The sequence below is a fragment of the Pseudomonas sp. E1MeOHC2 genome (genome assembly GCF_058745025.1).
The window spans coordinates 3,080,197-3,092,617 of sequence record NZ_CP196675.1 but is presented as its reverse complement, the minus strand read 5'-3'; the positions used below and the strand labels follow the sequence as shown (position 1 = coordinate 3,092,617).

Genomic DNA, 12,421 nt, shown 5'->3' with positions numbered 1-12,421 from the left:
GCGGAAGTGGTGGAGCCAAGCGGGATCGAACCGCTGACCTCCTGCGTGCAAGGCAGGCGCTCTCCCAGCTGAGCTATGGCCCCGTAGTCTAGGCTGCACCATGTAATGGTAGGTCTGGGCAGATTTGAACTGCCGACCTCACCCTTATCAGGGGTGCGCTCTAACCAACTGAGCTACAGACCTATAACAGGGTCGCGTTACAGCATCGTCTTTATACAAGTGAATCAAGCAATTCGTGTGGGAGCTCATCAGCAGGCTGATGTCGTCGATTAAGGAGGTGATCCAGCCGCAGGTTCCCCTACGGCTACCTTGTTACGACTTCACCCCAGTCATGAATCACACCGTGGTAACCGTCCTCCCGAAGGTTAGACTAGCTACTTCTGGTGCAACCCACTCCCATGGTGTGACGGGCGGTGTGTACAAGGCCCGGGAACGTATTCACCGCGACATTCTGATTCGCGATTACTAGCGATTCCGACTTCACGCAGTCGAGTTGCAGACTGCGATCCGGACTACGATCGGTTTTGTGAGATTAGCTCCACCTCGCGGCTTGGCAACCCTCTGTACCGACCATTGTAGCACGTGTGTAGCCCAGGCCGTAAGGGCCATGATGACTTGACGTCATCCCCACCTTCCTCCGGTTTGTCACCGGCAGTCTCCTTAGAGTGCCCACCATAACGTGCTGGTAACTAAGGACAAGGGTTGCGCTCGTTACGGGACTTAACCCAACATCTCACGACACGAGCTGACGACAGCCATGCAGCACCTGTGTCAGAGTTCCCGAAGGCACCAATCTATCTCTAGAAAGTTCTCTGCATGTCAAGGCCTGGTAAGGTTCTTCGCGTTGCTTCGAATTAAACCACATGCTCCACCGCTTGTGCGGGCCCCCGTCAATTCATTTGAGTTTTAACCTTGCGGCCGTACTCCCCAGGCGGTCAACTTAATGCGTTAGCTGCGCCACTAAAATCTCAAGGATTCCAACGGCTAGTTGACATCGTTTACGGCGTGGACTACCAGGGTATCTAATCCTGTTTGCTCCCCACGCTTTCGCACCTCAGTGTCAGTATCAGTCCAGGTGGTCGCCTTCGCCACTGGTGTTCCTTCCTATATCTACGCATTTCACCGCTACACAGGAAATTCCACCACCCTCTACCGTACTCTAGCTTGCCAGTTTTGGATGCAGTTCCCAGGTTGAGCCCGGGGCTTTCACATTCAACTTAACAAACCACCTACGCGCGCTTTACGCCCAGTAATTCCGATTAACGCTTGCACCCTCTGTATTACCGCGGCTGCTGGCACAGAGTTAGCCGGTGCTTATTCTGTCGGTAACGTCAAAACAGCAAGGTATTCGCTTACTGCCCTTCCTCCCAACTTAAAGTGCTTTACAATCCGAAGACCTTCTTCACACACGCGGCATGGCTGGATCAGGCTTTCGCCCATTGTCCAATATTCCCCACTGCTGCCTCCCGTAGGAGTCTGGACCGTGTCTCAGTTCCAGTGTGACTGATCATCCTCTCAGACCAGTTACGGATCGTCGCCTTGGTGAGCCATTACCCCACCAACTAGCTAATCCGACCTAGGCTCATCTGATAGCGCAAGGCCCGAAGGTCCCCTGCTTTCTCCCGTAGGACGTATGCGGTATTAGCGTTCCTTTCGAAACGTTGTCCCCCACTACCAGGCAGATTCCTAGGCATTACTCACCCGTCCGCCGCTGAATCGAAGAGCAAGCTCTTCTCATCCGCTCGACTTGCATGTGTTAGGCCTGCCGCCAGCGTTCAATCTGAGCCATGATCAAACTCTTCAGTTCAATACTGCTTGGGTTTTTAAGAAACCCTAAACTTGGCTCAGCAATCTCAAATGACTATGTGATTTCTCGCATGGTCACTTGTGATGCTGATAATCTTTGTGACTATCAGTCCATACTCACAAGCACCCACACGAATTGCTTGATTCAATTTGTTAAAGAGCGTTTGGTTAAGAGCTTTTCGTCTCAACCGAGGCGCGCATTCTACGCTTTCCTCAGAGCCTGTCAAGCGTTTATTTTGAAGTTTTTCGCGAGAATCTCGTTTAGCTTCAAACACTTAACTCGCTGCGACCTCTCGTAGCGGGAGGCGAATTCTACAGCGTTTAGAAGCGCTGTCAACCACCATTTCAACCGCTGACGATCTTTCGATCGAAGCACTTCCATCATCACCTGAATCGATTAACTCTTTGATACTCAAGGAGTTTCTCGTTCCAACTACGCTGGAAGTGGGGCGCATTATAAGGGGATTCGAAACCCCGTCAACCTTTAATTTCAAGAAACCTTAATATCGCTGAAAACAAAGCGGGGAGGCCTTCCGGCCTCCCCGCTTCTCTTCATCCCTTAAAGGCTAGGGAAGGCGAACTGCGACGCTTCATGGCTAGCCCGCTGCGGCCACCGCTGGGTGATCGCCTTGCGACGAGTATAGAAACGCACCCCATCCGGACCATAAGCATGCAGGTCACCAAACAGCGAACGCTTCCAACCGCCGAAGCTGTGGTACGCCACCGGTACCGGCAGCGGCACGTTTACACCGACCATGCCCACTTCGATCTCGTCACAGAACAGGCGCGCTGCCTCACCATCACGGGTAAAGATGCAGGTGCCGTTGCCATATTCGTGATCGTTGATCAGCTGCATGGCTTGTTCCAGGCTGTTAACCCGGACCACGCACAGCACAGGGCCGAAGATCTCTTCTTTATAGATGCGCATCTGCGGGGTGACCTTGTCGAACAGGGTGCCACCCACGAAGTAACCATCTTCATTACCTGCAACCCGCAAGCCACGGCCATCTACCACCAGCTTGGCGCCAGCAGCCACACCGTCGTCGATGTAGCCAACCACCTTGTCGCGGGCAGCAGCAGTAACCAGCGGCCCCATATCCAGGCCACACGAGGTACCGGCACCAATCTTCAGTGCTTTGATCTGCGGCTCCAGCTTGGCGATCAGTGCATCAGCGACCTGGTCACCCACGCACACCGCCACCGAAATCGCCATGCAGCGCTCACCGCACGAACCGTAGGCGGCCCCCATCAGGGCGCTGACGGCGTTGTCCAGGTCGGCATCGGGCATCAGCACGGCATGGTTCTTCGCCCCCCCCAGGGCCTGTACGCGTTTGCCGCGTTTGGTGCCCTCGGCATAGATGTACTCGGCGATCGGGGTCGAGCCGACAAAACTCAGCGCTTTCACTTCCGGGGCTTCGATCAGCGCGTCCACGGCTTCCTTGTCGCCATGCACCACATTAAGGATGCCCTTCGGCAGACCGGCTTCCAGCAGCAGCTGGGCAATGTACAAGGTCGAGCTCGGGTCACGCTCGGAAGGCTTGAGGATGAACGCGTTACCGCAGGCGATGGCCAGCGGATACATCCACAGCGGGACCATGGCCGGGAAGTTGAACGGGGTAATGCCAGCGACCACGCCCAGCGGCTGGAAGTCGGACCAGGCATCGATGTTAGGGCCGACGTTGCGGCTGTACTCGCCTTTCAACACTTCTGGCGCTGCGCAGGCAAACTCGACGTTCTCGATGCCGCGCTTCAGTTCGCCGGCTGCGTCTTCGACGGTCTTGCCATGCTCTTCGCTGATCATCTGCGAAATCTTGGCTTCGTTCTGCTCCAGCAGTTGCTTGAAGCGGAACATCACCTGGGCGCGCTTGGCTGGTGGGGTATTGCGCCAGGCCGGGAAGGCCGCCTTGGCCGAGTCGATCGCTTCCTGTACGGTCGCACGACTGGCCAGCTCGACCTTGCGTACAGCCTGGCCGGTGGACGGGTTAAAGACATCGGCGGTGCGCTCACCCTTGGAAACCAGCTCGCCATGGATCAGGTGCTGAACAATGCTCATGCAAAACTCCAGATATAGAAGGTAGAAGCAGGCGCGCATATATATGCACGCGCCTGGCATCGAAATCGGAAAGATCAGTCGATCAGGTTCAGGTTTTCGCCGACGGCGTCGAACAGGCGATCCAGTTCCTGCGGCGTGGTGTTGAACGTTGGGCCGAACTGCAGGGTGTCGCCACCGAAGCGTACATAGAAGCCTGCCTTCCACAGTTTCATCGCCACTTCGTAAGGGCGGACGATGGCATCACCGTCACGGGCGGCGATCTGGATGGCGCCGGCCAAGCCGTAGTTACGAATATCGACGACGTTCTTGGTGCCCTTCACGCCGTGCAACAGCTTCTCGAAGTGCGGCGCCAGCTCGGCGGCAGACTGCACCAGGTTTTCCTTCTGCAGCAGGTCCAGCGCGGCGATACCGGCGGCACAGGCTACCGGGTGGGCCGAATAGGTGTAACCGTGCGGGAACTCCACAGCGTATTCCGGCGTCGGCTGGTTCATGAAGGTCTGGTAGATCTCGCTGCTGGCAATCACCGCACCCATCGGAATGGCGCCATTGGTTACCTGCTTGGCGATGCACATCAGGTCCGGGGTCACGCCGAAGGCTTCAGCGCCGGTCATCGCGCCCATGCGGCCAAAGCCGGTGATCACTTCGTCGAAGATCAGCAGGATGTTGTGCTGGGTGCAGATTTCACGCAGGCGCTTCAGGTAACCCTTCGGCGGCGGCAGTACACCGGCGGAACCCGCCAGCGGCTCGACGATCACCGCAGCGATGTTGGAAGCATCGTGCAGCTCGATCAGCTTGAGCATTTCGTCAGCGAGGGCAATACCGCCCTCCTCCGGCATGCCCTTGGAGAAGGCGTTCACCGGCAGCACGGTGTGAGGCAAGTGGTCGACGTCCAGCAACTGGCCGAACATCTTGCGGTTACCGTTCACGCCACCCAGGCTGGTACCGGCGATGTTCACGCCATGGTAGCCACGGGCACGGCCGATGATCTTGGTCTTGGTCGCCTGGCCTTTCAGACGCCAGTAGGCACGCACCATCTTCAGCGCGGTGTCGGCGCACTCGGAACCGGAGTTGGTATAGAAGACGTGATTCAGGTCGCCTGGAACCAGATCGGCAATCTTTTCTGCCAGCTGGAACGACAGCGGGTGGCCAAACTGGAACGCAGGGGAATAGTCCAAGGTACCCAGCTGGCGGGCTACCGCCTCGGTGATTTCCTTGCGGGTATGCCCGGCGCCGCAGGTCCACAAGCCAGACAGGGCGTCGAAAATCTTGCGCCCCTTGTCATCCACAAGGTAGTTACCTTCCGCCGCCACAATCAGGCGTGGGTCGCGATGGAAATTGCGGTTGGCGGTGTAGGGCATCCAGTGGGCATCCAGCTTCAGCTGGCTGGCGATACCGGTGGTGGCGGTTTCGGGCATGTTCATCGGCGGTTCCTCGGAAGACGAATAGGCAACGATGGATGTTGTTGCGACTAAATTGGCACGGCGATAAAGTCTGAAAAAGCCTGCATTTCTAATCTTCAGATAGGGCAACACTAAACTAATGAGCCGACGCCCCGACCCACTCGCCCAAGTCAGCGATTTTGACATTCGCCTGTTGAAGATCTACCGCAGCGTAGTCGAGTGCGGCGGCTTCTCGGCAGCCGAGAACGTGCTCGGGATCGGCCGCTCGGCCATCAGCCAGCAGATGAATGACCTGGAGCAGCGCCTCGGCCTGCGCCTGTGCCAGCGCGGCCGGGCCGGTTTCTCGCTGACCGAGGAAGGCCGTGAGGTCTACCATTCGGCCTTGCAGTTGCTCAGTGCCCTGGAGAGCTTCCGCACGGAAGTCAACGGGCTGCACCAGCACTTGCGTGGCGAGCTGAACATCGGCCTTACCGACAACCTGGTGACCCTGCCGCACATGCGCATCACCCATGCCCTTGCCGAGCTCAAGGACCGTGGCCCAGATGTGCGTATCAACATCCGCATGATCGCCCCCAGCCAGGTCGAGCACGGCGTGCTCGACGGCAGCCTGCACGTCGGCGTGGTGCCGCAGACCATCGCGCTTTCAGGCCTTGAATATCAACCGCTGTATAGCGAGCGCTCGCTGCTGTATTGCGCAGTGGGCCACCCGCTGTTCTACGCCGACGATCAACAGGTAGATGACGAGCGGCTCAACAGCCAGGAAGCCATTACCCCCACCTTCCGCTTGCCCGCCGATATCCAGGCCCATTACCAAGCCCTGCACTGCACGGCCAGCGCTTCGGACCGCGAGGGGATGGCGTTCCTCATTCTCACGGGGCGCTACATCGGCTACCTGCCAGACCACTACGCCAGCTTCTGGGTGCAGCAAGGTCGGCTGCGTGCCCTCAAGCCCCGGCAGCGCTTCTATGACCTGAGTCTGAGCTGGGTCACACGCAAAGGGCGGCGGCCAAACCTGGTGCTGGAAAGCTTCCTGGATAGCCTGGCAGCGACACGCTGATGCCTGTCTGTGACGCAAACGCTTGTCACTTCGGCGCAGGAAGGTAATCTTGTCCGACAGCCGCTGCCACTGACCCGTACGGAATCGTCCATGACCCTTGAAGTCCCAGCGCATCGCCTCTCCGCCTCGGGCAAGCCCGCCGGCCGCATCCGCCAGAAGAACGAACAGGCCATCATCCAGGCCGCCGAAGACGAATTCGCCCGCCATGGCTTCAAGGGCACCAGCATGAACACCATCGCCCTGAAGGCCGGTTTGCCCAAGGCCAACCTGCATTATTACTTCACCAACAAGCTGGGCCTGTACATTGCCGTGCTCAGCAACATCATCGAGTTGTGGGACAGCACCTTCAACGCCTTGAGCGTCGAGGACGACCCAGGTGAAGCGCTGAGCCAGTACATTCGGACCAAGATGGAGTTCTCGCGGCGCAACCCGCAAGCCTCGCGGATTTTCGCCATGGAAGTGATCAGCGGCGGCAGTTGCCTGAACGAATACTTCAGCGCCGACTACCGTGAATGGTTCCGTGGCCGGGCAGCGGTATTCCAGGCCTGGATCGCAGCAGGCAAGATGGACCCGGTCGACCCGGTGCACCTGATATTCCTGCTGTGGGGCAGCACCCAGCACTATGCCGACTTCGCCACGCAGATCTGCCAGGTCACCGGCCGCAGCCGCCTGACCAAGCAGGACATGGAAGACGCGAGCAGCAATCTTATCCACATCATTCTCAAGGGGTGCGGCATCAAGCCGAGCGCCTGACAGCCATTTATGCCTTCTACCCTGCTCGACCTCTGTGAATTTCGCGAAGAAATCCGCAAAAGCCGCTTCATCACCCTCGCCGGCCCGATTACCAGTGCTGCCGAGGCGATGAGCTTCATCGAACGCCACAGCGATCTGGCCGCCACCCACAACTGCTGGGCCTGGAAGCTCGGCGGGCAGTACCGCAGCAATGACGATGGCGAGCCGGGCGGTACCGCCGGGCGCCCCATTCTGGCCGCCATCGAAGCGCAAGACTGCGATCAGGTGGTAGTGCTGGTGATCCGCTGGTACGGCGGTATCCAGTTGGGTACCGGTGGCCTGGCCAGGGCCTATGGCGGCGGGGCCAACAAATGCCTGCAACAGGCTCCCAAGCGCCTGCTGGTGCAGCGCAGCGAATTCACCTGCAGTTGCAGCTTCAGCGAGCTGGCGCTGGTGAAACTGCGCCTGGCAGACGTTGACGGCCTGGTGCTGGATGAACAATTCACTGCCAATGGCGTAGACCTGCGCATTGCGGTGGGGGCAACCCACCTGGCACCGCTGCAGCAGCAGCTGGCCGACCTGAGCCGGGGGCGCATTCTGCTCGAAGCCCGCTGAACATTGCTCACAAGAACTGTGGGCCTGCCTGTGGATAAGCTTGGGGCACTCTCTTGCAGGCTAGTCGTTTCAAGGCCTGCAGAGCTTTGATCATATTTTGATCACTATTTGATGACAGCCGTAAATAACTGAAAGCCTGGGAGTTATCCCCAATCCTTGTGGCTGAGACAAACCTGCCAGACCGTTCAGCTTGCACACAATAACTGTGGAACAGCCTGTGGATAACCCGTTAGCCAACAGGCGAAGCGCCCGTCTACACACGGCCTGGCGCCATCGATCATTTTTTAACCAAGCGCAACGCAGGCACAGCCAGCGACTCTGCAGTATGCTCAATTCCTTTTCCTACACCGATAAAGGAATGTTCCTATGGCTAACTCAAGAACTGCCCTCATCATCGGCGCCTCACGCGGCCTTGGCCTGGGGCTGGTGCAACGCTTGCAAGAGGATGGCTGGAACGTCATCGCCACCGTGCGCGACCCAAACAAGGCCGGGGCCCTGGCCAACGTTCCCGGTGTACGCATCGAGCAGCTGGAGATGAACGACACCGCTCAGCTCGATGGCTTGAAGCAACGCCTGCAAGGCGAGGTGTTCGACCTGGTGTTCGTCAACGCGGGCGTCATGGGCCCCCTGCCACAAGACCTGGAGGCCGTCCGCAACCAGGACATCGGCGACCTGTTCATGACCAACGCAGTGGCCCCCATCCGCGTCGCCCGCCGCTTGGTCGGCCAGGTGCGCGAGGGCAGCGGCGTGCTGGCCTTCATGAGCTCGATCCTGGGCAGCGTAACCATCCCGGACGGCGGTGAGGTCTGCTTGTACAAAGCCAGCAAGGCGGCCCTGAACTCGATGATCAACAGCTTCGTCGTCGAACAACAGCGCCCCGACCTCTGCGTGCTGGCCATGCACCCTGGCTGGGTGAAGACCGACATGGGCGGCGAGAACGCCGAGATCGACGTGCTGACCAGCACCCGCGGCATGCTCGAGCAGATCAAAGCGCAAAGCGGCAATGGCGGCCTGCGCTTCATCAACTACAAGGGCGAACCACTGATCTGGTGAATTGAAAGCCGCGTGGCGAGGCAGTAGACTCAATGCCTCGCCCCCGTGGCGGACCTGGATCAGCAGACAGGGCAACACTGAGCTGGCTAACCTGAACCCACTTTCAGAGGAGCCGGCACCATGCCTGCGACCCGTATCTGGTTAAAATCCCCCCTCGCCATCTTCACCGCCAACGGCACCGACGCCCGTGGCGGGCTGGTCATCGAAGACGGCCGCATCACCCAACTTCTTGCCCTCGGCGAAAGCCCTAGCCAACCTTGCGACCAAGTGTTCGATGCCCGCGAGCATGTGGTCACACCTGGCCTGATCAACACCCACCATCACTTCTACCAGACCCTCACCCGTGCCTGGGCACCTGTGGTCAACCAACCGCTGTTCCCTTGGCTGAAAACGCTCTACCCCGTATGGGCACGCCTTACCCCCTCCAAACTGGCGTTGGCCAGCCAGGTAGCACTGGCCGAACTGCTACTGTCGGGCTGCACGACCGCCGCCGATCACCACTACCTGTTCCCCCAAGGCCTGGACAATGCCATCGACGTGCAAGTCGAGGTGGTACGCAAGCTGGGCATGCGTGCGATGCTGACCCGCGGCTCCATGAGCCTGGGCGAAGACGATGGTGGCCTGCCACCGCAGCAAACGGTGCAACAGGGTGAGGTGATCCTGGCTGATAGCCAGCGACTTATCCACAGCTACCATGAACGCGGCGAAGGCGCGCAGATCCAGATTGCCCTGGCGCCCTGCTCGCCCTTCTCGGTCACGCCCGAGATCATGCGGGCCAGTGCCACGCTGGCCGAAGAACTCGATGTGCGGCTGCACACGCACCTGGCGGAAACCCTTGATGAGGAAGATTTCTGCCTGCAGCGTTTCGGCCTGCGCACCGTCGACTACCTGGACAGCGTCGGCTGGCTCGGCCCGCGCACCTGGCTGGCTCACGGCATCCACTTCAATGGCGACGAAATCGCCCGCCTCGGCACGGCTGGCACCGGCATCTGCCACTGCCCCAGCTCAAACATGCGCCTGGCCTCGGGCATCTGCCCAACCGTCGATCTCGAAGCTGCTGGCGCTCCCGTGGGCCTGGGCGTTGATGGTTCGGCCTCCAACGATGCCTCCAACATGATCCTCGAAGCCCGCCAGGCCCTGTACCTGCAGCGCCTGCGCTATGGCGCCGAGCAGATCACCCCAGAACGTGCCCTGGGTTGGGCGACACGCGGCTCGGCACGCCTGCTCGGGCGCCAGGACATCGGCGAGCTGGCCGTCGGCATGCAAGCTGACCTTGCCTTGTTCAAACTCGACGAGCTGCGCTTCTCCGGCAGCCATGACCCACTGTCGGCGTTGCTGCTGTGCGGGGCCGATCGCGCCGACCGGGTCATGGTCGGCGGCCAATGGCGGGTCATTGATGGCCAGATCGAAGGCCTGGATATCCAGGGCCTGATCGCCGATCACCGCCAGGCAGCCGCGCAACTGATCGCCGGTTGATGCCACACAGGGCCTGGCCCGGCGCATTGCCTGGCCAGGCCCTGTAGAATGGCGGCAACCGTACCTGATCGAGATAACCAACTATGTATGACTGGTTGAACGCCTTGCCAAAGGCCGAACTGCACCTGCACCTGGAGGGCTCGCTGGAGCCTGAGCTGCTGTTTGCCCTGGCCGAGCGCAACAAGATCGCCCTGCCTTGGGCCGATGTCGAAGCCCTGCGCGGCGCCTACGCCTTCAATAACCTGCAGGAGTTTCTCGACCTCTATTACCAGGGCGCGGATGTACTGCGTACCGAACAGGATTTCTACGACCTGACCTGGGCTTACCTGCAACGCTGCAAAGCGCAGAACGTCATCCACACCGAACCGTTCTTCGACCCACAAACCCACACTGACCGTGGTATCCCCTTCGAAGTGGTGCTCAACGGCATCAACCAGGCGCTCAAGGATGGCCGCGAGCAACTGGGGATCAGCAGTGGCCTGATCCTGAGTTTCTTGCGCCACCTCAGTGAAGAAGAAGCGCAAAAGACCCTCGACCAAGCCCTGCCCTTCCGCGATGCCTTCATCGCCGTAGGCCTGGACAGCTCCGAAATGGGCCACCCTCCGAGCAAGTTCCAGCGTGTATTCGACCGCGCCCGCAGCGAAGGCTTCGTCGCCGTTGCGCACGCCGGTGAAGAAGGCCCGCCCGAATACATCTGGGAAGCCCTGGACCTGCTGCACATCAAGCGTATCGACCACGGCGTGCGCGCCATCGAAGACGAGCGCCTGATGCAGCGCATCATCGACGAGCAGATCCCCCTTACTGTGTGCCCACTGTCGAACACCAAGCTCTGCGTGTTCGATCACATGAGCCAGCACAACATCCTGGACATGCTCGAGCGCGGCGTGAAAGTTACCGTCAATTCGGACGACCCTGCCTACTTCGGCGGCTACGTCACCGAAAACTTCCATGCCCTGCATACCCATCTGGGCATGACCGAAGGCCAGGCCCGTCGCCTGGCGCAAAACAGCCTGGACGCGCGGCTGGTCTGATCGGCAAGTGACGTTGCGGTTACCCGACCTGCAACGTCGTCACGCGGGCAATGCGATTGATGTGCTGGATGCCCAGCGCCGAGATATGCAATGCCCGCGTATCCTCGGACTCGCGCATCCAGCCGGACTGCAGAAACAGCCTGAACAAGGCCTGCCCGAGTATGCCCCCCAAGTGAGCGCCCTGGTTGTTCCAGTCGGTGCAGCGGCAGATCACGCAAGCCCGTTGCTGATGCGGCGCCAAGGCATCAATGTAGACACCGACCAGCGCCAGCTCTGCCCGCCCCAGCTCACTGACCATCAGGTGGCGATCAGTGCCCTCCAGCCAACCCGCCACCACCAGGCGGTGATACAACTCACCGGCCAGCTCCCCGCCAAGATGGTCACCGCATCGCCGCGCTCTGCGTATCGACATGGGGAGTTGCATCGCTGTCGCCTCGGACGGGTTCTCTTTGGCACTGCCCAACTGCACGCTTGCCAATGCTTCCACTGCGGCCCCTACCTGAGGGGTAGCCAGGCGGAAGTAGCGTTTGCGACCGCGCGCTTCATGCCTGAGCAAACCGGCCGAAGACAGCAAAGAAAGGTGGGCGCAGGCCGAAGATGATGTCAACCCGGTCATCATCGCGAGCTCGTTCGCCAGTCGCGGTGTGCCGTCGATCAACGCCCACAGCATGGCACTGCGTTTGGGGTCGGCCATCAGGCTGGCGATCTGGCTGATACTGCTGACTGCGTTCATGTTCCTGTAACTCCCTGCACGTTCACATGTGGATGCAATGGCCAACCCTGGCAATGCGGATCGCCTGCCTTATGAATGACCGGCCGCGACAGGGAACTCCCGCTCGCTGGCACTGGCTCTGGTGGCCAGTATAAGCCGCAGAAAACCCCACTCAGGCAGCTAGCCGACGCAGCCCGCCTGTCTGAAGTCCACTGGGTATGCCTACCCATGAGAGATGATGTGCAGGTTCGCCAATCCCGTCGGAACCGCGCAAATGAACAGTGCCCCAGATCTCAGCGGGGCACAGACAGGGCATGAGGAAAAGTCGCCCAGCGTACGTTCGGATGCGGCCGACAGCGGGCTTCCATAAGTAGCGCAAACAAAAGCGAAGCTTCTACATGCTTCCAGGCATTACTCCTGGGGCAGCATGACGTGAGGGTGAACTAAGAGGGTTGTTGACCGTCAGTCAGCGCGCAGACGGCGGTC

9 protein-coding genes, 2 tRNA genes and 1 rRNA gene are annotated in these 12,421 nt (G+C 59.8%); 6 read left to right on the top strand and 6 right to left on the bottom strand.

What is annotated here, in order from left to right:
- Window positions 1–7: 7 nt before the first annotated feature.
- The 5 genes from ACSSU5_RS13850 to aptA all read right to left on the bottom strand — a co-directional run bounded on the left by ACSSU5_RS13850 (window position 8) and on the right by aptA (window position 5,280).
- Window positions 8–83 (bottom strand) — tRNA-Ala (locus ACSSU5_RS13850).
- 23 nt (window positions 84–106) lie between these two features.
- Window positions 107–183, bottom strand: a tRNA-Ile gene (locus tag ACSSU5_RS13845).
- Between the two features lie 87 nt (window positions 184–270).
- A 16S ribosomal RNA gene (locus ACSSU5_RS13840) occupies window positions 271–1,807 on the bottom strand.
- A 558-nt stretch (window positions 1,808–2,365) separates the two neighbouring features.
- Window positions 2,366–3,859 carry a CoA-acylating methylmalonate-semialdehyde dehydrogenase gene (locus tag ACSSU5_RS13835; RefSeq protein WP_258655021.1) on the bottom strand — a complete coding sequence of 498 codons (1,494 nt, stop codon included), beginning with the start codon at window positions 3,857–3,859 and terminating at the stop codon, window positions 2,366–2,368.
- Between the two features lie 74 nt (window positions 3,860–3,933).
- The gene (gene aptA, locus ACSSU5_RS13830) at window positions 3,934–5,280 is read right to left on the bottom strand and encodes an omega-aminotransferase AptA (RefSeq protein ID WP_264310415.1); all 1,347 of its coding nucleotides are present in this window, start codon (window positions 5,278–5,280) and stop codon (window positions 3,934–3,936) included.
- Window positions 5,281–5,398: 118 nt separating this feature from the next.
- On the opposite strand from aptA, the gene ACSSU5_RS13825 reads away from it, so the two are divergent.
- The 6 genes from ACSSU5_RS13825 (at window position 5,399) to ACSSU5_RS13800 (ending at window position 11,223) form a co-directional block, all read left to right on the top strand.
- Window positions 5,399–6,316: a LysR family transcriptional regulator gene (locus ACSSU5_RS13825; RefSeq protein ID WP_264310416.1), complete on the top strand. Its 918-nt coding sequence runs from the start codon at window positions 5,399–5,401 to the stop codon at window positions 6,314–6,316.
- 90 nt (window positions 6,317–6,406) lie between these two features.
- Window positions 6,407–7,069 carry a TetR/AcrR family transcriptional regulator gene (locus tag ACSSU5_RS13820; RefSeq protein WP_264310417.1) on the top strand — a complete coding sequence of 221 codons (663 nt, stop codon included), beginning with the start codon at window positions 6,407–6,409 and terminating at the stop codon, window positions 7,067–7,069.
- Between the two features lie 9 nt (window positions 7,070–7,078).
- Window positions 7,079–7,663, top strand: a complete 585-nt coding sequence (locus tag ACSSU5_RS13815) for an IMPACT family protein (RefSeq protein WP_264310418.1) — start codon at window positions 7,079–7,081, stop codon at window positions 7,661–7,663.
- A gap of 366 nt (window positions 7,664–8,029) precedes the next feature.
- On the top strand, window positions 8,030–8,716 hold the full coding sequence (locus tag ACSSU5_RS13810) for an SDR family oxidoreductase (protein WP_264310419.1): 687 nt from the start codon (window positions 8,030–8,032) through the stop codon (window positions 8,714–8,716).
- Window positions 8,717–8,836: 120 nt separating this feature from the next.
- Window positions 8,837–10,192, top strand: coding sequence for an 8-oxoguanine deaminase (locus ACSSU5_RS13805; protein WP_492559110.1), 1,356 nt, complete (start codon window positions 8,837–8,839; stop codon window positions 10,190–10,192).
- 83 nt (window positions 10,193–10,275) lie between these two features.
- Window positions 10,276–11,223, top strand: a complete 948-nt coding sequence (locus ACSSU5_RS13800) for an adenosine deaminase (protein ID WP_264310421.1) — start codon at window positions 10,276–10,278, stop codon at window positions 11,221–11,223.
- Between the two features lie 19 nt (window positions 11,224–11,242).
- Here ACSSU5_RS13800 and ACSSU5_RS13795 read toward each other — a convergent pair whose 3' ends face one another.
- The gene (locus ACSSU5_RS13795; RefSeq protein WP_264310422.1) at window positions 11,243–11,956 is read right to left on the bottom strand and encodes an ArsR/SmtB family transcription factor; all 714 of its coding nucleotides are present in this window, start codon (window positions 11,954–11,956) and stop codon (window positions 11,243–11,245) included.
- Between the last annotated feature and the right edge of the window lie 465 nt (window positions 11,957–12,421).

What these genes read in the sequence shown, in the direction of transcription:
- ACSSU5_RS13835 (WP_258655021.1), bottom strand. Translation starts at nt 3,859, where the DNA reads ATGAGCATTGTTCAGCACCTGATCCATGGCGAGCTGGTTTCCAAGGGT.
- aptA (WP_264310415.1), bottom strand. Translation starts at nt 5,280, where the DNA reads ATGAACATGCCCGAAACCGCCACCACCGGTATCGCCAGCCAGCTGAAG.
- ACSSU5_RS13825 (WP_264310416.1), top strand. Translation starts at nt 5,399, where the DNA reads ATGAGCCGACGCCCCGACCCACTCGCCCAAGTCAGCGATTTTGACATT.
- ACSSU5_RS13820 (WP_264310417.1), top strand. Translation starts at nt 6,407, where the DNA reads ATGACCCTTGAAGTCCCAGCGCATCGCCTCTCCGCCTCGGGCAAGCCC.
- ACSSU5_RS13815 (WP_264310418.1), top strand. Translation starts at nt 7,079, where the DNA reads ATGCCTTCTACCCTGCTCGACCTCTGTGAATTTCGCGAAGAAATCCGC.
- ACSSU5_RS13810 (WP_264310419.1), top strand. Translation starts at nt 8,030, where the DNA reads ATGGCTAACTCAAGAACTGCCCTCATCATCGGCGCCTCACGCGGCCTT.
- ACSSU5_RS13805 (WP_492559110.1), top strand. Translation starts at nt 8,837, where the DNA reads ATGCCTGCGACCCGTATCTGGTTAAAATCCCCCCTCGCCATCTTCACC.
- ACSSU5_RS13800 (WP_264310421.1), top strand. Translation starts at nt 10,276, where the DNA reads ATGTATGACTGGTTGAACGCCTTGCCAAAGGCCGAACTGCACCTGCAC.
- ACSSU5_RS13795 (WP_264310422.1), bottom strand. Translation starts at nt 11,956, where the DNA reads ATGAACGCAGTCAGCAGTATCAGCCAGATCGCCAGCCTGATGGCCGAC.